This is a genomic window from Leucobacter sp. (genome assembly GCF_053528595.1).
In genome coordinates this window covers 35,826-56,460 of the sequence record NZ_JAIVPF010000068.1, presented here as the reverse complement: position 1 = coordinate 56,460, position 20,635 = coordinate 35,826, and the positions used below count along the sequence as shown (strand labels likewise).

Below are 20,635 nucleotides of genomic sequence, written 5' to 3'. Positions count from 1 at the left end.
GAGCAGCAGGCCGGGGAGCCGAGACGAGGGGGCGCGATGACGCGGTGGATCGAGACGATGTTCGTGCGGGGAGGCACGAGCAAGGGCCTGATGTTCGCCGCTGCGGCGCTGCCGGGCGGGCTCGCCCTGCCCGGAGACCCCGCGGCCGATCCGGCGGTGCTCCGCGAGCGCGATGGGATCCTGTGCGCGGCCCTCGGATCGCCCGACCGCTTCGGTCGGCAGCTCGACGGGATGGGCGGCGGGGTCTCGTCCCTGTCGAAGGCGATGATGGTCGATCGCTCCGTGCGCCCGGGGATCGACCTCGACTACACCTTCGCGCAGGTCTCGGTCGACGAGCCGGTGGTCGACTACGCGGGCAACTGCGGCAATCTCTCGTCGGCGGTCGTGCCCTTCGCACTCGCCGCGGGACTGATCGCGCGTGTCGACGGGCCGCAGCGGTTCGCCCTCTGGAACACCAACACCGGGAAGCGGGTCGACGTGCGGCTCGCCGTGCAGGGCGGGCTCGCGGCGGTGCCGGGCGGGCTCTCGATCCCCGGCGTCGCGGGTACGGGATCACCCATCGAGCTCGTCTACCCCGATCCGGGCGGGAGCCGCACCGCCGGCCTGCGGCCCACCGGCCGCTCGGTCGAGGAGATCGAGGTCGACGGCAGGGCGGTGCGCGTCTCGCTCGTGGACGCCACGAACCCGCTCGTGCTCGTCGCGTCCGCCGACGTCGGCGTCACCGGGGCCGAGCTGCCCGCGGAGCTCGACGCGAACACGGCGGCGATGGAGCTGCTCGAGCGGCTGCGTCGCGCGGGCGCGGTGCGGATGGGGATGTGCACCGACCCCGAGGCGGCACCGCTCGCGGTGCCCAAGGTGGTCGTGATCGCCCCCGCTGCGGCCTCGAGGCAGCTGGACGGCGTCGAGCTGCCGGCGTCGGAGGTCGACGTGCTCGCGCGCACGCTCTCGATGGGGCGCACCCACAACGCGGTGCCCGGCACGGCCGCCATGTGCCTCGCGGCGGCCGCCGAGATCCCAGGCGGCATCGCGGCGGAGGCGGCGGGCGGCGGGCGCCTCGGCGGATCGCTGCGCATCGGCACCCCGTCCGGAGTCGTGACCGCCGGAGCGGTCGTGACGCACTCGGGCGCGGTCGATCCCGAGCCCGACGACGCCCCGCACGCCGTCGAGACCTCCCTGGCCCGCACCGCGCGCATCCTCATGCGCGGGTCGGTGGCGGTGGATCCTGCGACTCGCTCCGCTGGCGCAGGATGACGGGTCGCGCCCGTTGCGCGCAGGGTGATGGGTAGCGCCCGCTGCGCGCAGGGTGATGGGTAGCGCCCGTTGCGCGCAGGATGACGGGTAGCGCCCGTTGCGCGCCGCATGACGGGCCGGGCCCGCTGCGCACCGGGGACGGCCCGACCCTGCGGGTGCCGGCTGAACTCGGGGTGCCGTCCGGGAGCGACCGCTAGGCGAGCCCGGTCTCGCGGATGCGGCGCGCGACGACCGCGAGGTGCAGTGCGGCCTCCGCGGCCTCGCGCCCCTTCGACTCGGGAGCGCCGGGTCGGCCCGAGCGGTCGAGCGCCTGCTGCTCGGTGTCGGTGGTGAGCACGCCGAAGCCGACGGGCTTGCCGGTGTCGAGCTGCACACGGGTCAGCCCGTCGGTGACCGCGTTGCAGACGTAGTCGAAGTGGGGCGTGCCGCCCCGGATGATCACGCCGAGGCAGACCGCGGCGTCGAAACCGCCGCCGCCCTCGTTCGCCGGGGTGAGCGCAGCCTGCGCCGCCAGCGGCAGCTCGAAGGCTCCCGCCACGCGGAACAGCTCGTGCTCGGCCCCGGCCTCGGCCAGGGTCTCCCGGGCGCGTTCGATCAGCGACGACATGATCTCCTCGTGCCAGCTGCCGGCGATGACGGCGACGCGCAGATCGCCCGCGTCGACGGCGAGGTTCGGGGCTCCAGCTCCGCTCATGATGACTGCTCCTTCGGGGGTGGTCCTTCCGCTGCCGCCGAGCGGGTCGCGGAATCTCGGATGGGTGTGGATCCCGCGCTTTGGGCGGGATGGGGGGCGGCAGGCGGGGCGCGGTGCCGTCAGGCGCCGCGCACGTCGCCCGGCAGCTGATGCCCCATGCGGTCGCGCTTCGCCGAGAGATAGCCGATGTTCTGCTCGGTCACCCCGACGAGCAGCGGCACGCGCTCCGTGATCTCGATGCCGTGGGCGCGCAACTGCGCCACCTTGTCGGGGTTGTTGGTGAGCAGCCGCACGCGGTCGACGCCGAGATCGGACAGGATCTCGGCGGCGGCCGAGTAGTCGCGGGCGTCGGCGGGCAGGCCCAGCTGCAGATTGGCGTCGAGCGTGTCGAGGCCCTGCTCCTGCAGCTGGTAGGCGCGGAGCTTGTTGGCCAGGCCGATGCCGCGCCCCTCATGCCCGCGGAGGTATACGACGATGCCGCCGCGCTCGTGGACGAGGCCCAGAGCAGCGTCGAGCTGGGGCCCGCACTCGCACTTCAGCGATCCGAACGCCTCGCCGGTGATGCACTCCGAGTGCACGCGCACGAGCGCCTCGGAGCCGGGCAGCGACCCGTCCGGGGTCGGCGCGACGAGCGCGATGTGGTCGACTCCGATGCGGCGGTCGCGGTACGCGAGCGCGCGGAACTCGCCGTGCTCCGTCGGGAGCAGCGTGTTCGCGCGCAGGCTCACGCTGCGGTGCTGCGGTTCCTCGACAGCGGGCTCTGTACCCGTATGCTCGTTCAGGTATGCGATGAGGCGCTCGATGGTGATCACCGGCACGTCCTCCCGCCGCCCCAGCTCGAGCAGCTCCGGCAGGCGCATCATCTCGCCGTCGCCGGCCACGATCTCGGCGATCACCGCGACGGGGCGCAGGCCGGCGAGCCGCATGAGCTCGACGCTCGCCTCGGTGTGCCCGTCGCGGGCGCGCACGCCGCCGTCGACCGCGCGCAGCGGCAGCACGTGCCCCGGGCGGCGCACGTCGCCGGGGACGGCGTCGGGGTTGGCGAGGGCCCGCACCGTGGTGGCGCGATCGCTCGCGCTGATGCCGGTCGTCACCCCGTGAGTGGCGTCGACCGTCACCGTGTACGCGGTGCCGCGCACGTCCTCGTTGGACTCCACCATCATGGGCAACTCGAGCTGATCCGCGATCTCGTTCGTCATCGGAGCGCAGAGCAGGCCCGAGGAGCGCTGCACGGTCCACGCGATGGTCTCCGGCGTCGCGAGCTCCGCGGAGAGGATCACGTCGCCCTCGTTCTCGCGATCCTCGTTGTCGGCGACGATGATGGGGCGCCCGGCCTTGATCGCGGCGACGGCCTCCTCGATGGTCGAGATGCCGGGGGTGGCGCTGGAATCGCTCATGACGGGTGTCCTTCGGTGGTGGGGATGGAGAAGTCGGCCGCGGTCCCGAGCCGCAGCATGCGGGCGACGTGACGCGCCAGGATGTCGGTCTCGACGTTCACCCGGTCGCCGGGCCGCAGCGCGCCGAGGGTGGTGGCCGTGAGCGTCTCCGGGATGAGCGAGACCTCGAACCACTGCTCGGGGTCCTGCTCCGGCGCGATCGCCGAGACGGTCAGGGAGACGCCCGAGAGCGTCACGGAGCCCTTGTCGACGAGCAGCGGCGCCAGCTCGGGCGAGAGCGAGAACCGCAGGGTGCGCCAGGCCTCGTGCGGCGTCACCGAGAGCAGCTCGGCCGTGCCGTCGACGTGGCCCTGCACGATGTGTCCGCCGAGCCGGGTGTCGACCCGCACCGCGCGCTCGAGGTTGACGGCGCTGCCGGGTCGCAGCTCGCCGAGTGCGGACATGCGGATCGACTGCTGCATGACATCCGCGGTGAAGGCGCCGCGGCCGTCGGGCGCGTCGCCGCGCTCGATCACGGTGAGGCAGACGCCGGAGACGCAGATCGAGGCGCCGTGCGTCGCGTCGGAGGTGACGAGCGGCCCCGCGATGGTGAGGCGCAGCGAGTCGCCGACCGGTTCGACGGCGACGATCTCGCCGATCTCCTCGATGAGTCCGGTGAACATTGATCAACCCTCCTCGGGTGTGGTGGTGGTGGAATCCGTGACGATGGTGGCCGTGATGAGCAGATCGGCGCCGAGCTGCACCGTGCGTGAGACGCGCAGCTGCGCGATCCCGCTCATGCTCTCGATGCCCAGGTCGCCGAGCGCGAGGCGCGGACCGCCGAGCAGTGCGGGGGCGATGTAGACGAGCACGTCGTCCACGAGTCCCGCCGCGATGAACGCACTGGAGACGGTGGGGCCGCCCTCGACGAAGAGGCGGCGGTACCCGCTGGCGTGCAGCTCCGCGAGGTCGGCGGCGAGATCGTCGCCGGTGAGGTGCAGCGGGGCGTCGAGGCCCCGGCCCGCGAGTGCCGGGTGCTGCCGCACGCGGGCGCCGTCGGGAATCGTCCGGTGCCCCATCACGACCGGGACCGGCTGCTGCTCGGCGGGCACGAGCAGGCCGCCGAGTTCGGCGCGCGCCGTGAGCGCCGGATCGTCGGCGATGAGCGTGCCGGTGCCGACGAGGATCGCGTCGGCCTCGGCGCGGCGCCGGTGCACGTCGGCCCGGGCGTCGACGCCGGTGATCCAGCGGCTCGTTCCGTCGGCTGCGGCGGCGCGGCCGTCGAGCGTCTGCGCCCACTTCACGGTCACGTGGGGGCGGGTGAGCGCCCCGCCGGCCGGTCCGTCGCCGGTCGAGCGAGCCGCAGGCGAGTCGGAACCCGATCCCGCCTCGCCGTCGACCCGCTCCGATCGCTCGACCGCCGGAGCGGCCTGCCGGGCGAGCCACGGCCCGAGCACCGCCCTCGCCTCGCCGGGGAGCACGCCGCCGCGCACCTCGACCCCGGCGGCGCGCAGGGTCTCCGCCCCGCCGCCGGCCTCGGCGCCGGGATCGGCGAGCGCGTACGCGACGGACCCGATGCCCGACTCGAGCAGGGCGAGGGCGCAGGGGCCGGTGCGGCCGGTGTGGTTGCAGGGCTCGAGGGAGACGACCGCGGTGAGTTCGGCCGCGCGGGGCCGCCAGGCCTCCGGCAGCTGCCGCAGCGCGTCGATCTCGGCGTGCGGGGTGCCGGATCCCCGGTGCCAGCCCTCGGCGACGATGCGCCCCTCGGCGTCGAGCAGCACGCAGCCGACCCGCGGGTTGGGGTCGTCGGCCGGGCCGCGGCGCGAGATGATCAGCGCGCGACGCATCGCGTCTTCGATAAGCGTCTGATCGAGCATCCCGTTCTTCCATACTGCGACCGGGGTGCTGCAACGGACTCCGGCATTCGCGGAAGTCCGTGTTCCTCTCATCCAGACTCGACCGCGACTCTCGTCGCGGCCATCACTGTCGGCACCGGAATCTCACCGGTTCGGCCTCGCAGGTGCGAGGTTCGCGGGCTGTACCGCCGGTTCGGATTCTCACCGACCCCGGAACACGCTCCCCATCATACCCCTCAGAATGTGACCGCGCTCCACTGTGCCGCTCTGTTACGTCGGATCTCTCGGCACGACCACTCGCCGAGAGGGGTTCTCCCGCGGGAGTCTCCGCGCCTTCGGCCTCGCTCTCCGCCGCTCGGAAACCCTTGAACCGGGTGCGGACGGCCGAGCTACGCGAAGAGGTCGGTGAAGAGCGAGCCGTTCGCGATCACGTTCATCGTGAGCACGATGATGAGCGCATTGAAGAAGAACGCGAGCGTCGTGTGCCACACGACGGTCCAGCGCATGTGCGTCTGCACCACCTTCACATCGGACACCGAGAACGTGGTCGCGTTGGTGAACGCGAAGTAGGCGAAGTCGACGAGGCGGGGCTCGTCGGTCTCGGGGAACTCGAGCGGCGGCCGGTCGGCGCGGTGGAAGCGGGAGAAGTAGATGCGCGCGTAGCCCCAGTTGAACAGCACCCACGAGAGCAGCATGGCCCACACCGCGCTGAACTCGAGGAACGGGTTGTGCACGTCCTGGCCGAGGCTCGTGATGAGGTCGAGCGCGACCGTCAGCCCCAGCAGGCTCGCCCCGAAGGTCAGCACCATCGACAGCAACCGGGTCAGCGGATGGCCCACGAGCAGCCGCGTGGCCGCGGGATCCGGGGTGTCGATGCGCACGAGGATGTTGAGCCAGAGCAGGGTGAGGCCGAGGTACAGGCTCGCGACGAGGCACCAGACGATCAGCACGACCGCCTCGTCCTCGTCGATCTGCCCCTCGCTGCCCCAGATGATGCGGGCGCCGAGCCACACGAGCACGAGCTGCAGGAGCAGGCCGAGGATCTCGCCGGCGATGCTCAGTACGGCGCCGGTCGTGGTGCGGAACGCGTGCAATCTGGACATGATTCCCAACTGTAGGCGGTTTCGGAACGGTGCGGATCGGTGGTGCGGATCGGTGGTGCGGCGGGCGGTGCGGATCGGGACGCGGGTCGGGAGCGGAGCGAAGCGCTGATCAGTCGGCGCGGCCGATCGCGGCCGCCGATGCGACGAGATCGCGCAGCGAGGCGTCGGGCAGGTAGGCGCGGGTGAGCGCGATGCCGATGCGGGGCAGATCCCCCTCGTCCCGATACAGCAGGTGGAGCGACTCGTGCCGCGGGTTGAACTTCTGCTTGAAGCGGTGCAGCGACTTGAACCCGTAGAGCGGCTCGATGAGCCCGCCGATCTGCTCGAGCACCTGATCCACCGGTCCGGCCTCGGCGTGTGCCGGCCGCACGAGCGGGGCGCCCGACAGCGAGACGAAGTCGTAGCCCGCCTCGGAGAAGTGCTGGGCCGACGCGGCGATGAGGAACTCCATGACGGGGCCGAAGCCGCCGTCTCGCCGCCGCATGAGATCGAGCGTCCAGCCCGCGATGCGGGGCTCGCCGCCTCCGGTCGGCACGCCCGGGTGTCCGGTCGCCTCGTTCGCGTCCCGCGCTTCCGGATCCGCGGTCGGGACCGAGCCGTGCGTGTCGGGAGGCGCCGGCGCGTAGACCGGCAGCCACGAGGTGACCCCGTGCAGGCTGCCCTCCCGGTCGACCGCGAGACCGACGAGGGCCTCGGGATCCAGCGCCTCGTCGACCGTGCCCAGCGTGAACCGCATCTCGGGCAGCCCCCGGTCCCCGGTCCACTGCTCGGAGATCGCGCGCACCTGCGCGAGCACGTTCCACGGCTGCTCGGCCAGGCGCACCATGCGGAACTCGATGCCCTCCCGGCCGGCGCGGTTCATCGCGGTGCGCACCGCGCCCCACGCCTTGCCCGTGAAGGCCAGCCCCGGCAGATCGACGATGGTGTCCTCCGCCACGATCACCGAGCGCCACCCGGGCGGCCGCGCGGCTGCGGTGGCCCCGTTCGCCGAGAACACGCAGGGGATCAGCCCGGCGTGCTGCGCCGCCCGCTCGAACCCGGCGAGTGCGTCGGCCCGCGAGGCGTCGTCCACGATGGGGTCGCCCAGCATCACCGCCACGCCGGCGTGCGACTGGTAGGCGACCGCGCCGCCGCCCGCAGCGCCGACGCGGCTGTTCGCCTCCCAGGTGGTCATCCACGAGATCGTGCCGCCGCCGAAGCGCCGCAGCCGCCCGATCAGCTGCTCCCGGCTCAGCGGATCGGAGGAGAGCTCTCGGCGGGAGGTGCGCAGCCGCACGCGCCAGGCGCTGCGTCCCACGATCAGCAGGACCAGGGTGGCCGACCAGAAGAAGGTCGGGGCGATCAGCAGGCCCAGCACATCCGACGGCGAGTCGAGACCGCCGAGCTCGACGAGCAGCGGCAGCAGCGCCAGGCCGAGCACACCGGTCGCCACGTTGAAGACGCCCAGCACGATCGCCGCGATCCACGCGACGCGGTAGCCCTGCCGGATGCCGTTCGCGATGAGCAGGATGATCACCACGTCGATCGCGACGTCGACGAGCGGGGCGGCGGGGTCGTTGCTGCCGAGCGGCCCGTCGTAGGGGACGACTAGGTCGAGCACCTGCACGGCGCCGATCGTGATGAGTGCGGCGAGCCCGATGAGCCGCCACTCGCGCCGGCCCGGCCGGCCGGCCGGGTGCCGGAACGCGGGCAGCCAGCCGCTCGCGGCGAGGGCCGCGACCATCGCGACCGCGTGCTCGAGATCGTGCAGCTGCCCCAGGTACAGCACCGAGATGCCCACCCACACCGCGATCGCGATGCGCGCCCGCAGCCGCCACGGGGCGGGCAGCGTCGCGATCGCGAAGACCAGCGCGGCGAGCGCGCCGCACGAGGGCCCCACGTCGTAGGTCTGCGAGAGCCGTACGGCCCACGGCCAACCGCTCTGCGAGACGAGGGCGAGGATCCCCGCGGCCCCCAGCACCCCGACGACGTGGCCCGCGGCGAAGAGGCCGGCGGTGCGCAGCGTGCCGAAGCGCCACTCGGCCCAGCCGGCGCCGCCCACCACGAGCGGCAGGAGGGTGAGGTAGATGAGCGGATGGCCCACGAAGAAGGGCGATGTGAGGACCGTCCACCAGCGGCCCTCGGCGAAGGCGGGAAGACCCGTCGCCACCTGCGGGTACCACGGCTGCTCCGAGGCGGGGGAGAGCAGCGTACCGGTGACGGCGCCGGCGATCAGCATGGCGAGCACGAAGGACGCCGTGAACGGGGTGCGCCGGAGCACCGCGAGCGCGCGGGGCGAGCGGCGCGGGGTCTCGGCGGACCGGGTGCTGACGGCGTCGTCGGTCATGGACCCAGTCTAAGGATTTCGGGATCGGGGAACCACGGCGGGCGAGGCGAACGGCCCGTGAATGAAAAGCAACGGCTGATGCTTTAAGGTGCGCTCAGGAGTACCCTGGAGGCGAGGACGCCGATCCGACGCCCTGACCCACCGTGGCCGCGAGCCCCGCGGCCGGAACAGGAGAAGCGATGCGCGTAGTGACCTACGTGAAGAACGACACCGTCGAGATCTGGGACAAGCCCGTTCCCGAGATCGAACCGGACGAGGTGCTGCTGAGGGTCGGCGGCGCCGGCCTCTGCCACTCCGACATCACCATCATCGGGATGGGCGACGACAATCCGCTGATCGGCGGCACGCTGGGCCACGAGGTCGCGGGCACCGTCGAGCAGGTGGGGGACGACGTGCTGGGCTGGCAGCCGGGCGAGGGCGCGATCGTGGCGCTGATCCTGTGCTGCGGGCGATGCCGGGAGTGCCTCGCGGGCCGCGACAACCAGTGCGAGGTCTACTACCCGAGAGCGGCCCTCGCGCCGCTCTCGCCGGGCATCGGCAGCCCGGGCGGCATGGCCGACTACATCGCGGTGAAGGCGCATCACCTGCTGCCCCTCGGGGGCCTGGATCCCGTCGCCGCGGCACCGCTCGCCGACGCCGCACTGACCCCGATGCACGCCATCAACTCGGTGCGGGATCGCATGACCGGCGACGCCACCGTCGTCACGATCGGCCTCGGCGGGCTCGGCCACATGGCGCTGCAGATCCTCGCCGCGACCACGGGCGCGAGGATCATCGCGCTCGATACCGACCCCGAGAAGCTGGCCTTCGCGGAGACCCACGGCGCCGATCTCGCGCTGCCGAGCGACGCGAGTGCCGCCGCCCGCATCCTGCAGGAGACCGGCGGCCTGGGCGCCGATGTGGTGCTCGATTTCGTCGGCGTGCAGCCCACCGTGGAGCTGGCGCTCGCCGTCGTGCGCGGCGGCGGTGCGATCCGCTTCGTGGGCCTGGGCGGCGGTGCGTTCACCTACGCCGCGGCCGCGAGCGAGATCCCCTGGGGAGTCAACATCGAGCGCGCCTACGGCGGCACCCGTGCGGAGCTGCTGGAGGTGCTCGGGCTCGCGCGGGCGGGCAAGATCGGCGTCGAGGTGGTGCGCTACCCGCTCGACGACGCGGTGCGCGCGTTCGACGATCTGCACCACGGCCGCGTGCAGGGGCGCGCGGTGCTCGTGCCGTAGGCGGGCCCGGCCCGGATCCCGTCGACACCGAGCCCGTTGCGCGAGCCCGAGTCCTTCAGCGCCGACAATTCATGCGGGTTCGGGCAGTGGGCTCGGTTTCGTGCGAGCGGGCCCGTGCTGACGGAGCCGGGTCGCCCCTCCAGCACGCCCCGGCTCAGCCGCGCAGCAGGCCGATCCGGTCGTAGACCAGGTCGAGAGTGCGGTTCGCCACCTCGTTGGCGCGATCCGCGGCCCCGGCGAGCAGGCGGTCGAGCTCGGCGGGATCCGCCAGCAGCTCCTCCGTGCGCGCACGGACCGGGGCGAGGCTCTCCTCGACCACCTCGACGAGGCCCTTCTTGAGGTCGCCGTAGCCGCGTCCCGAGTACTCCTCGACCACCGAGTCGATCGAACGCCCCGACAGCACCGAGTAGATGGTGAGCAGGTTCGAGACCCCGGGCTTCGCCTCGCGGTCGAAGCGGATCTCGCCGTCGGCGTCGGTGACCGCGCGCATGATCTTCTTCTTCGTCACGTTCGCGGGATCCAGCACCTTGATGAGGCCGGCCTCGGTCTCGGCCGACTTCGACATCTTCGCGGTCGGCTCCTGCAGGTCGTAGATCTTCGCGGTGCCCTTCGGGATCTGCGCCTCGGGCACCACGAAGGTCTCGCCGAAGCGCGAGTTGAAGCGCGCCGCGAGGTCGCGGGTCAGCTCGACGTGCTGGCGCTGATCCTCGCCCACCGGCACGCTCTCGGCCTGGTAGAGCAGGATGTCGGCGGCCATGAGGATCGGATAGGTGAAGAGGCCCACCGAGGCGGCGTCCGCGCCCTGCTTCTGCGACTTGTCCTTGAACTGGGTCATGCGGCTGGCCTCGCCGAAGCCGGTGACGGTGTTGAGCACCCAGGCCAGTTCGGCGTGCGCCGGCACCTGCGACTGCACGAAGAGCGTGGACTTCCGGGGGTCGATGCCCGCCGCGATGTACTGGGCGGCGGTGCGGCGGGTGCGGGCCACGAGTTCGGCGGGATCCTGCGGCACGGTGATCGCGTGCAGGTTGACCACGCAGAAGAAGGCGTCGTAGTCCTCCTGCATCTGCGTCCACTGGCTGAGCGCGCCGATGTAGTTGCCGAGCTGCAGCGAGTCGCTGGAGGGCTGCATGCCGGAGAAGAGGACGGGCTTGGACGGGGTGGAGCTATCGGTCATGGTGTGGGGTTCTCTTTCCCTTGCAAACGAGGCCTAGGCGGTGATGCCGCCTGAAGAAGGTGAGCGGTGCGGGGCCGGATTCCGGGCCGAGCAGCCTGGCTGGGACTGGCGGGAGCGGCCCCCGCGCAGCACCGGCCGCGGATGGACGCCTGCGAGGAACGGGATCCGGTCCCGCACCGCGAGGTTCAGACGCGGTAGTCGACGATGACGGGCGCGTGATCCGACCATCGCTCGGCGTAGGAGGCCGCGCGATCGATGGCGTAGTTCTCCACCCGCTCCGCGAGCGTCGGGGTGACCACGTGGTAGTCGATGCGCCAGCCCGTGTCGTTGTCGAACGCCTGGCCGCGGTTGGACCACCAGGTGTAGGGGCCGTCGATCTCGCCGTGGAAGCGGCGGCCCACGTCGACCCAGCCGAAGCCGGGGCCCTCGGTGCCGTCGACGCCCAGCACGGCCTCGCCGCGAGGGCCGAAGAAGCGGTCGAAGTAGGCGCGCTCGCGGGGCAGGAAGCCGGAGCGCTTCACGTTGCCGCGCCAGTTCTTGATGTCGAACTCGCGATGACCCACGTTGAAGTCGCCGACGATGGCGACGAGGTCGCGCTCCTCGATGAGCTCGTTCATGCGCACGCCCATGGCTTCGAGGAAGGCCCACTTCGCCTCCTGCCGCGGGGTGTCGACCTCGCCGGAGTGCGTGTAGTTGCTGATCACGGTGAAGGGGGAGCCGCCGAGCTCGAAGTCGGCCTCCAGCCAGCGGCCCGACGACTGGATGCTCTCCTGCGCGTCGAGCGCTCCGAGGCCCACTCGGTGCTCGGCGGCGGGCACGCGGCTCGCGATCGCGACGCCGGCGCGGCCCTTGATCTGGCAGGGATCGTGCAGGATGTGCCAGCCGTCGCCGAGCAGCTCGAGCAGGTGCGAGTCGTCCGCGCGCACCTCCTGCATCGCGAGCACGTCGATGTCCCGGCGCTCGAGCCAGTCGCCCATGCCCTTGCGGAAGGCGGCACGGATGCCGTTGACGTTGACGGAGGCGACGCGCAGGAACTCTGACATGCCCACCAGTCTAACTTTCTCCTCCGACACCGTGCTGGTGCGGGGCGGGCGGCGCTACGCGTCAGAACACCATCGGCCGGTCGTACTCGTCCTCGAAGGTGTCGCCGAGCAGGGAGGGATCGATATCGCACACGACGGGGACGTGGTCGCTCGGGGCGTCCCCCTTGCGCTCGTCGCGGTCGATGGACGCCCCGGTGACGGCATCGGCGAAGGTGCGGGAGCCCAGGATGAAGTCGATGCGCATGCCCTGGTTCTTGGGGAAGCGCCCCGCCTTGTAGTCCCAGAAGGTGAAGCCCTCCGGCACGATGGGCCGAACGACGTCCTCGACCGTCGGCGAGAACGACGCGAACATCGACCGCTCCTCCGGGGAGACGTGGGTGGACTCGCCCACGACGAACGAGGGGTCGGCCATGTCGCCGTCGAACGGGGCGATGTTCCAGTCGCCCATCAGCGCGAGCGGCAGATCCGGATCCTCCTCGAGCCATGCCTCGGCGTCGCGCCGCAGCGCCTCGAGCCACGCGAGCTTGTAGTCGAAGTGGGGGTCGCCGAGCGCCCGGCCGTTCGGCACGTAGAGGCTCCACAGCCGGAGGTCGCCCACGGTCACCCCGAGCGCGCGGGCCTCGGCCGGCAGCCCGTTGGCGCCGGTGCCCTGCACCGCCTCCTGGCCGTTCACGGGCTTGCCGAAGCCCGGCATGCCCGTGAAGGAGCGCGCGACGTCGGTCATCTCGTGGCGGCTCGCGAACGCCACGCCGTTCCACTGGTTCAGCCCGTGGATCTCGAGCTCGTATCCCTCCTGCGCGAACGCGTCGACGGGGAACTGCTCGGGCCGGCACTTGATCTCCTGCATGGCCAGGACGTCGATGTCCTCGCGCACCATCCAGTCGACGACACGGCCGAAACGGGTGCGGATCGAGTTGACGTTCCAGGTGGCGATGCGCATGGCTCTAGCGTAGCGGGACGACGAACGTCTGCCAGGACCTGGACTTTCGTTATAGATGAACTGGATCTTTGTCCAGGCAACACGCCGTTCACCTATGACTGAAGTCTGAGAATCGCTTGCTATTTAGCTAGGGCGGGGTGAGAATCTGCCTGAGGGGGAGTCGGGGGGCGAGGGAAGCAGGAGGGAACCAAGATGCCTGTCGGGTCCCGTCGTGGGAGTGGCGGCTCGCACGACGACAAGGGACGCCGAGATCGAACGGCAGGAGCGGGTCCGCAACGGCTTGAACGCGTGATCACCGCTGCCGATTCTCCGGCGTCAGTCACCGTGCTCATCGGAGAGCAGGGGAACGGAAAAGCGTTCCTGGCCGTGCAAGCGGCCGATGAACTGCACGAACGTCTCAGCGGCACCGAAGTGCTGGTGCTGCCCCATCCCCCGCACGCCTCGAGCGGGGTCGTGTCGGTCTTCGCCGGCGACTGCCGGGTGCTCGACGGCGAGCAGAATCCCGTGGAGCTGTCGCACCGCGTCCTGGAGCAGTTCGAGCGTCGAGTCGAGGGGCGCGAGATGATCCTCGTCGCACCGGACATCGACGAGTACTCGCCCCTCGACGCGCAGATCCTCACCCACCTCATCCATCTCGCGCGGGCCCGCCGCGTGCGGATCATCGCGACCGCGAAGCACCTGACGAGCGAGGTGGAACGGCTGTGCCGCGGCTCGAACGGCCGTCTGGTCTCGGTCGGGCCGCTCGACCGCGGGGAGAGCGAGGCGTACCTCGCCTCGCTGCTCGGGGTGGAGCGGATCGAGGCGGAGACCCTGCACCGCTGGTACCAGGCATCCGACGGCAACCGTCATGCGCTCTCGGTGCTCGCCCTCGCGAGCGACCGGACGGGCGCGGTGCACCGCAACCGGGGCACCGCCTGGGTGTCCTCCGACGAGGACTACGTGCCCGGCGAGTTCGCCGAGCTCATCACCGACGCCTGCAGCCAGCGGGAGGTCGACGTCCTCGAGATCATCGCGCTGGCGGAGCCGGTGGCCGAGACGGCGCTGCTGCGCAGCCTCGACGCCGGGTGCCTGTCGCGGCTGTTCGAGCGCGGGCTCGTGACGTCGCACATGCACGACGGCGGCCTGTCGCTGGTGCTGGGGCACACCCTGCTCGCCGCCTCGCTGCGGACGCGGATGTCGCCGGTGCGGCGCATCCAGCTCAACGACCGGATCTTCCGCGCCCTCGACGAGGACCGCGGCGGCGTGGATCCCACGCACATGCCGGACCGGCTGATGCGCCTCGTGGCCTTCGGGCTGGAGGGCGGCAGGGACATCCCGCTGTCGTGGCTCTGGACGGCGTTCGAGCTCACCGCGCGTCACGGCGACCCCCGGGTGATCCTGCGTCTCGCGATGGCCACCGCGGTGCACCCGGAGGCGGAGACGGCGCAGGCCGGAGCCGCTGCGCTGCGGGCGTTCCGGATCGCGAGCCTGCTGGGGGACGACGTCGCCCTGCGCGGCACGATGCGGGTGATCGACGGCATCCTCGACGAGGCCGAGCGGTCGGCATCGGTGGGAGTGCGGCTCTGCATCGCCCTGCGCACCGCGCTGATCCGTCAGCTGGTGTGGGACGGCGAGGAGGTGGGCCAGGCGCTGCTCGCGCTCGACCGGCTCGACCGGGACGCGGAGCGGGCCGAGGATCCCGTGGCCCTGGAGATGGTCCGCAGTACGCGGGTCCTCCTGCTCGCCTGCTCGGGCCGCATCCGGGCCGCGGCCGAAGCCGCACCGGAGCCCGAGCTGTCCCCCGACCTCGGGGTCGAGTGGGTGCGATCGCCGGCGCGGGCCGTGCAGGCGCTGATCCTCGAGCAGCAGGGGGCCCTGCACTGCGCCGTCGCGAGTGCGGAGAGCGCGCGCCGCCTCAGCCGCCTCGGCACCCGCTCGCGCACCGACCACGTCGACCTCCAGGGCTTCTGCTGGCTGCTCGGGTACTGGGGCAGCGGCAGCAGCGAGACGGCGCGACAGGTCCTCGACGAACTCGTCGAGGAGGCCTACGCCGACACGCACGCCGAGGCCCGCTATTCGGGACTGGTCGAGGTGGGAGCCGTGCTGCTCGGAGTGCAGGAGGGCCGCTGGGGAGACGTCGTCGAGAGTGCGGAACGGCTGGTGGATCGCTTCGCGCGCCGCGATCGGTACGGCCTGGAGCCGCTCGTCCAGGCTGCGCTCGCGCTGGCGCTCGCGGTGCTCGGAGAGCGGGAGGCTGCGCTGCGTGCGATTCGGGCCTCGGAGTCGCCGCGGCCCGGCATCGCCCGGGCCCTCGGCGGGCACGGCGCGATCCTCGCGCTGCGCGCGCGTCAATGGCTGCGGTGCGCGGATGCGCCCGCCGAGGCCGAGCGCATCGCGGATTGGGCGCGGGCCGAGGGGCTGACGCTGATCGAGCTGCAGGCGCTGCACGCGATCGCGTTCGAGACGCGCGCACCGTCCGACGCGCTCCGGGCGCGGGCCGAGGGCATCGCCGCGGGGATCGATCCGACCGTCGGGGACGCCTTCGCCGCGCACATCGAGCGCATCGCCGCGCAGCCCGGGTTCACCCCGGCCGACAGCGACGAGCCCGAGGTGCGGCTGCTCGCCGATCTCGGCGTCTGGCTGCCGCTGCCGCCCGCCCCGGGGCTCACCGCGCGGGAGCGCGAGGTCGTGCTGCTGGCGGCCCTGGGGCACACGAGCCGCTTCATCGCGGAGCGGCTGTACATCTCGGTGCGCACCGTCGAGACCCACCTCTCCAACGTCTTCGCGAAGCTCGGCATCGAGAACCGCGACGAGCTCTGGCGATGGGTGACGAGGAACCGCGCGTCGCTGACCTCCGTCTGACCTGCGCCGCGCCTCGCCGATGCACCGCGGGGCCGGCGCCCCGGATCCCGCCCCGATCGGCGCCTCCGCCGCGCGAGGGCTCCAAGGACGCACACAGTAGCCTCGGGTAGATTGAAGCGTCATCGTCGAGCGCGGCCGTCGCGGCTCGCAGGAATCACGGGAAGCTGAATGGCCAAGAAACTCGCTGCAGGGGCGGACCGCTCCACCTCGGTGCGTCACGGCAGGCTGCGCCGTTCCAGCGCCTGGGGCAACGCCCTGCGCGTGCTGCTCACCACCGCGATCGTGGTCGCGCTGAGCGGGGTCGCGACCGTCACCTACGCGCTGTGGGGGCTGGTCTCCGACGTGCGCACGGTCGAGCTCGGGCCCAGCGCCGACGCGGTCGGAGCGGGCGACCAGTCCATCGACGGAGCGCTGACGATCCTGCTCGTGGGCTCCGACTCGCGCGAGGGCCAGAGCTACCAGGACGGCGAGGAGGGCGAGCTCAACGACGTGACCCTCATGCTGCACGTCTCCGCAGACCATCAGAACGCCACCGTCGTGAGCTTCCCCCGCGACCTCATGCTCCCGATCCCGAGCTGCCCCAGCGAGGACGGCCAGCCCGACTACTACCCGGCGATGAGCGAGCAGCAGCTCAACAGCACCATGATGTACGGCGGTCTGCCGTGCACCGTGCGCACGATCGAGGAGCTCACCGGGATGAGCATCCCCTACGCGGGTCTCGTCACCTTCGACGGCGTGATCGGGATCTCCAACGCCATCGGCGGCGTCGACGTCTGCCTCACGCAGCCCATCGTCGACGAGCACACCGGGCTCGACCTCCCCGCCGGGGAGAACACCCTGAAGGGCTCGGACGCGCTGCAGTTCCTGCGCACCCGGCACGGCGTGGGCGACGGCGGCGACACGAGCCGGATCAGCAATCAGCAGGTCTACATGTCGGCGCTCGTGCGGAAGCTGAAGAGCGCCGACACGCTCTCCGACCCGGTGAAGGTGTACGGGCTCGCGAAGGCCGGCGTCGACAACATGACCCTCTCCAGCAGCATGGCCAGCGTGCAGTTCATGCAGGCCGTCGCCGGCACCGTGAAGGACATCGACCTCGACCGCATCAACTTCGTGCAGTACCCGTCGTCCACGCACCCCTATCAGGAGGGGCGCCTCACCCCCGACTACGTCAACGCCCAGGTGCTCTTCGAGGTGATCCAGAGCGGTCAGCCGTTCTCGGTGACCGGCACCGGCGAGGGTGTGGTCAAGGAGGGCGAGGCGACGGCGGAGGATCCGGCGGCTCCGGTCGAGGATCCGAACGCCGAGGTCCCGGTCGATCCGAATGCGCCCGTCGAGACCGAGACGACCGAGACGCCGGCCACCGACGAGAACGGGGCGGTGCTGCTGCCGGAGGGCATCACGGGGCAGGATGCGAACACCGCGACCTGCTCGGCCGGACGCACCGTCTTCTGACGCTTCGAGCGCGGATCGCGCGTGCATCCCGTGCGCCGGGTGCGTCGCGCGGGCGGGCGCCACGATTTCCTGCGGAGCGGGTCGTCCGGTTAGAATGGATGACGTTGTTCGCGTATGGAGACGTGCCGGAGCGGCCGAACGGACTTCACTGCTAATGAAGGGTCGGGCTAAAACCTGACCGGGGGTTCAAATCCCCCCGTCTCCGCCAGTCGAACAACAGCCGAAGGCCCCGACCGCCCTGGTGAACACCGGGACGACGGGGCCTTCGTCATTCCTTCAGCCTGGCGCCGGCAGCGCTTCGACAGCCGCCGCAAGGCGTGTGCAACTACGAACGCCGCCGCTGGCCAGGGAGATCGGAGCGTTCGAACTGCTTGCGGACCTTTTCGCGTTCGCAGCGTCCAGAGGTGGCCTGGCGCTCTACCTCGCTGCACAGTGCGCAAGCCCACGCCGGAGAGCGACCCGCTTCGGCAATTTCCGACATGCTGGCGCCGATGGGGCGAGCAGGCACTGAACGGGGAAGGAGCCAATATCGGTGCTTGGTTGAAAATCCCTGAGTGAATACTATGACTTCCTGGGGGGGGGGTGATTTCTATTCATCCCGAAGAAGTGAGAAGTATGAGAAGGACCTCCCAGCTCTTGGCAGTATCCCTATTGGTGTCGGGGCGTTGTTGATCGGCTCATCTGCTCACGCGCTTGAAGCGCCTGAGCAGAGAGAAACTCAAGGACCTGCGGTTCTTGAGTTTTCAGCATCCCAACCATTGAAACCAATGATCTCTGAGCGGACGCCAGCGTTTCACCTCGATCCCGAAGAGGACCTCGGCGCCGCACTCTCTTCTGTGGAAGATGATCAAGGAACCTCGGCGCTTACAGGCTCTCTGAGCAGCCTGGATGAGGCATCATTCACAACAGACGATTCCACCGGGACCGAGATCAAGATCGACGAAACTGGCTCGGTGTCATTCTCGGCCGACGGAAACCCAGGATTCAGCATCTCATTTGAAGACGTATCGGGCCCACTAGAAGGAGAGAAGAGTGGCGAGCTCCTGTCCTTCGAAGCAGGGGATGATGCGTCAATCGTGCCGCAATTCGTGGACCGGCACTTTCGAGGCCTGTATGTTCTCGACTCACCGGAGTCACCGGACGAGTTCTCGATATCCGTCAGCGGTGCGTCCGGTGCGGTGCTCTCCTTGGCGGACGATGGTGGGATCCTGATCCGAGATGCCATGGGCGAGGAAATCGGCGGACTGCTCGCGCCATGGGCGAAGGACTCCGCGAACAAACCGGTCCCGACGCACTTTGTCGTAGTCGGTCAGGAGGTGCGACAGGTTGTGGACACATCTCGCCTCAGAGAGGCCGATTTCCCAGTTGTTGCCGACCCGGCGACATACATCAACGCGGTGAAACGTACGGTCGTGAACGTGAACAATCATGGTTCAGTCGCCAAATGGAAAAAGCTCAACGCGTGTACGTCGACCTCGCGGCTCAAGGGCTGCGATATCGGGAAGACCTACGGCGTGACCGCTTCTGTCCAGGGCGCTTTGGACCTCTCGGCCGCAAGTGTGGGAAGCTCGCTGGGTATCACAGTGGGGGAGACTCAATCGGTATCTGTTACTTGCAAGCTTGCAAAGGGGCCGGGAACGGTGACCCTGTATGCCGGTGCCAACAAGACTACGTACCAGGTGAAGCGGGTTCAAACATCCGGAGTGGCGCCAAAGTTGAAGACGAAGACGACGATGAGTGGTGTGCTGACCGCCTATAAGCCCAACGGTCGCTATGTGTGCTCGTGATGGTGAATGAAAGGGACCACGGACTGATGAAGATCTTCAACCTGGCGGTTGCTTGTGCAGCCGTCTTGATTGTCGCCATCGTTGCATGGGGCCTCGTAGTAGCAGATATCCCTGCTTCCTACCGGGCCTGTGAGGGCGACATCGTCGATATGGATGCCTGCACCTCGGCGACTCTCGGGCGTACCATTTTTGGGGCGGCGGTCACGACGAGCGGCATCATCGCTGCTGCGGTAGTCGGTGGTGCACTGCTTGTGCGCCACCGGGACCAGAAGTAACCCGTGGCTGAAGCCGTCCTGCCTCTCCTGGGCGGGGCGGCTTTCGCTTCTGTGCCTGCTGTCCCCCGTTGCCGGGGCCGGCGGCCGGCCGCCGGTGAGCGGCTGAGGTAAGCCTCGTCGTGCGCTCCGACGCCCTCGCTCCGGCGTCCCGGGCCTCCGTCGCGCAGGGCGAACGCCTCCGGCCGACCGCGCTCGCGCGAGTCGGGAACGGTCACTCCCGTTTCCCGAGGAGATGGGCTTTGAAACCCAGGAACTCCTCCTCGCTGATGGCCTGTGCGTCTCGGAGCTTGACGAGCCGCTCGATCTCCTCGGCTATGGAGAGCTGGGGTGCTGCGACCTGATGGTGAGGTCGTTTCCAGTGCGCAACGCGACGACGGAGCTCGTTGATCTGCTCGGAGGCCGCCGCATACTCGCTCTTGTTCAGCGGAAGAGTGTTGGACAGGGTGAACGGGTTGCCCGTGTTGGCGTTGGTGCTCCTGCCTGCGCCGCGCCAGTAGTCCTGGTTCGCAGTGCCCTGGTAGCTGGGCGTGAGGATCTCGAGTACGCCGGTCAGGATCTGCGCGTTGTACTCGATGCCCGTGATGTCGGAGTAGAAGAACGTCGTGTGGCGCCCGCCGCCGAGCGCCCCGGCCCCGAGTCCCGTCATCGCCCCGGTCTTGATGATCACCAGGCGATCCTCGAAGGCGGCGAGCACTCCCGCGAACGAGGAGTGGATCGTGAGCCAGGGGCGTTCGTCGCCGACGCAATGGGCGAGGAGCGACCTCATCGCGGCGGGTCGGATCGGGCTGCCGAGATGGACGGAATCTCCCCAGAGCTCCTCCTCCTTCGCCTCCGCCTCCGCCTGGAGCCGCCGGGATTCCTCGAGCGAGGCCGCGACCGCCTGGGCCTTCAGCGCCTTCGACTCCGCCTTCTCGCTCCTCGCCTGTTCGTGACGCCCTCGCTTCCGGGCGGTCTCGGCCTCACGGCTCTCGATCTTCGCGGATCGGGCCGCGAGCTTCTGATCCTTCGCGGCCTGCTTCTGCGCCTCGCCGGCCGCACGCTGCTCCGCCAGCCGGGTGCTGTGGGCCAGCGCGAGAGCCTGGTGGTGGGGAGCGGTGTGCTCGGTCCAGGCCGATCCGTCCCAGTAGCGGAGCGTGAACCGGTCCTCGGGATCCTCGTACCACGCTGCAGGCGGATATGTCATGCGTCAATCATAGGAATGCGGGGGGCCCAGAGCCGCTCCATTTCTACACCGAGTCTTCGGATTGCGTTCCGCTCGCGCTGTGGTGTGCCGGAGGCCGGGGCCGGTGGGCGGCCTCAT

Annotated in this window: 16 protein-coding genes, 1 tRNA gene and 1 riboswitch; of the genes, 7 read left to right on the top strand and 10 right to left on the bottom strand. The window is 70.4% G+C overall.

What is annotated here, in order from left to right; translation table 11 throughout:
• Window positions 1-36 precede the first annotated feature (36 nt).
• Window positions 37-1,251 carry a PrpF domain-containing protein gene (locus ACWKZU_RS14330; protein WP_449283011.1) on the top strand — a complete coding sequence of 405 codons (1,215 nt, stop codon included), beginning with the start codon at window positions 37-39 and terminating at the stop codon, window positions 1,249-1,251.
• A gap of 193 nt (window positions 1,252-1,444) precedes the next feature.
• Here the strand turns inward: ACWKZU_RS14330 and ribH are convergent, their stop codons facing one another.
• The 6 genes from ribH to ACWKZU_RS14300 all read right to left on the bottom strand — a co-directional run bounded on the left by ribH (window position 1,445) and on the right by ACWKZU_RS14300 (window position 8,606).
• A complete protein-coding gene (gene ribH / locus ACWKZU_RS14325; RefSeq protein ID WP_449283010.1) occupies window positions 1,445-1,945 on the bottom strand; it encodes a 6,7-dimethyl-8-ribityllumazine synthase in 501 nt (166 codons plus the stop codon).
• Between the two features lie 119 nt (window positions 1,946-2,064).
• On the bottom strand, window positions 2,065-3,342 hold the full coding sequence (gene ribB / locus ACWKZU_RS14320; RefSeq protein WP_449283009.1) for a 3,4-dihydroxy-2-butanone-4-phosphate synthase: 1,278 nt from the start codon (window positions 3,340-3,342) through the stop codon (window positions 2,065-2,067).
• Complete coding sequence (locus tag ACWKZU_RS14315; protein ID WP_449283008.1) at window positions 3,339-4,004, bottom strand: riboflavin synthase; 666 nt, start codon at window positions 4,002-4,004, stop codon at window positions 3,339-3,341. The genes ribB and ACWKZU_RS14315 overlap by 4 nt, the downstream gene beginning before the upstream one ends.
• 3 nt (window positions 4,005-4,007) lie before the next feature.
• A complete protein-coding gene (locus ACWKZU_RS14310; RefSeq protein ID WP_449283007.1) occupies window positions 4,008-5,198 on the bottom strand; it encodes a bifunctional diaminohydroxyphosphoribosylaminopyrimidine deaminase/5-amino-6-(5-phosphoribosylamino)uracil reductase RibD in 1,191 nt (396 codons plus the stop codon).
• Window positions 5,199-5,254: 56 nt separating this feature from the next.
• Window positions 5,255-5,399, bottom strand: a riboswitch (FMN riboswitch).
• Window positions 5,400-5,566: 167 nt separating this feature from the next.
• A complete protein-coding gene (locus ACWKZU_RS14305) occupies window positions 5,567-6,280 on the bottom strand; it encodes a DUF1345 domain-containing protein (RefSeq protein WP_449283006.1) in 714 nt (237 codons plus the stop codon).
• Between the two features lie 109 nt (window positions 6,281-6,389).
• Window positions 6,390-8,606 (bottom strand): bifunctional lysylphosphatidylglycerol flippase/synthetase MprF, encoded by a 2,217-nt coding sequence (locus tag ACWKZU_RS14300; RefSeq protein WP_449283005.1) that lies wholly within the window; start codon window positions 8,604-8,606, stop codon window positions 6,390-6,392.
• A 179-nt stretch (window positions 8,607-8,785) separates the two neighbouring features.
• Here ACWKZU_RS14300 and ACWKZU_RS14295 point away from each other — a divergent pair, with 179 nt between their 5' ends.
• Window positions 8,786-9,823 carry an alcohol dehydrogenase catalytic domain-containing protein gene (locus tag ACWKZU_RS14295; RefSeq protein ID WP_449283004.1) on the top strand — a complete coding sequence of 346 codons (1,038 nt, stop codon included), beginning with the start codon at window positions 8,786-8,788 and terminating at the stop codon, window positions 9,821-9,823.
• A gap of 154 nt (window positions 9,824-9,977) precedes the next feature.
• On the opposite strand, the gene trpS is transcribed toward ACWKZU_RS14295, so the two are convergent.
• From trpS to ACWKZU_RS14280, 3 genes are all read right to left on the bottom strand, one after another.
• Window positions 9,978-10,997: a tryptophan--tRNA ligase gene (trpS, locus tag ACWKZU_RS14290; RefSeq protein ID WP_449283003.1), complete on the bottom strand. Its 1,020-nt coding sequence runs from the start codon at window positions 10,995-10,997 to the stop codon at window positions 9,978-9,980.
• A gap of 185 nt (window positions 10,998-11,182) precedes the next feature.
• A complete protein-coding gene (locus ACWKZU_RS14285; RefSeq protein WP_449283002.1) occupies window positions 11,183-12,040 on the bottom strand; it encodes an exodeoxyribonuclease III in 858 nt (285 codons plus the stop codon).
• 61 nt (window positions 12,041-12,101) lie between these two features.
• Window positions 12,102-12,980, bottom strand: a complete 879-nt coding sequence (locus ACWKZU_RS14280; RefSeq protein ID WP_449283001.1) for an exodeoxyribonuclease III — start codon at window positions 12,978-12,980, stop codon at window positions 12,102-12,104.
• 288 nt (window positions 12,981-13,268) lie between these two features.
• On the opposite strand from ACWKZU_RS14280, the gene ACWKZU_RS14275 reads away from it, so the two are divergent.
• The 5 genes from ACWKZU_RS14275 to ACWKZU_RS14255 all read left to right on the top strand — a co-directional run bounded on the left by ACWKZU_RS14275 (window position 13,269) and on the right by ACWKZU_RS14255 (window position 19,335).
• Window positions 13,269-15,821, top strand: coding sequence for a LuxR C-terminal-related transcriptional regulator (locus ACWKZU_RS14275; RefSeq protein ID WP_449283000.1), 2,553 nt, complete (start codon window positions 13,269-13,271; stop codon window positions 15,819-15,821).
• 168 nt (window positions 15,822-15,989) lie between these two features.
• Window positions 15,990-17,273 carry an LCP family protein gene (locus tag ACWKZU_RS14270; protein WP_449282999.1) on the top strand — a complete coding sequence of 428 codons (1,284 nt, stop codon included), beginning with the start codon at window positions 15,990-15,992 and terminating at the stop codon, window positions 17,271-17,273.
• 116 nt (window positions 17,274-17,389) lie between these two features.
• Window positions 17,390-17,481 (top strand) — tRNA-Ser (locus ACWKZU_RS14265).
• 346 nt (window positions 17,482-17,827) lie between these two features.
• Window positions 17,828-19,060: a hypothetical protein gene (locus ACWKZU_RS14260; protein WP_449282998.1), complete on the top strand. Its 1,233-nt coding sequence runs from the start codon at window positions 17,828-17,830 to the stop codon at window positions 19,058-19,060.
• A gap of 26 nt (window positions 19,061-19,086) precedes the next feature.
• Window positions 19,087-19,335, top strand: coding sequence for a hypothetical protein (locus ACWKZU_RS14255; protein WP_449282997.1), 249 nt, complete (start codon window positions 19,087-19,089; stop codon window positions 19,333-19,335).
• Between the two features lie 211 nt (window positions 19,336-19,546).
• Here the strand turns inward: ACWKZU_RS14255 and ACWKZU_RS14250 are convergent, their stop codons facing one another.
• Window positions 19,547-20,518 (bottom strand): DUF2510 domain-containing protein, encoded by a 972-nt coding sequence (locus tag ACWKZU_RS14250; protein ID WP_449282996.1) that lies wholly within the window; start codon window positions 20,516-20,518, stop codon window positions 19,547-19,549.
• Window positions 20,519-20,635: the final 117 nt, after the last annotated feature.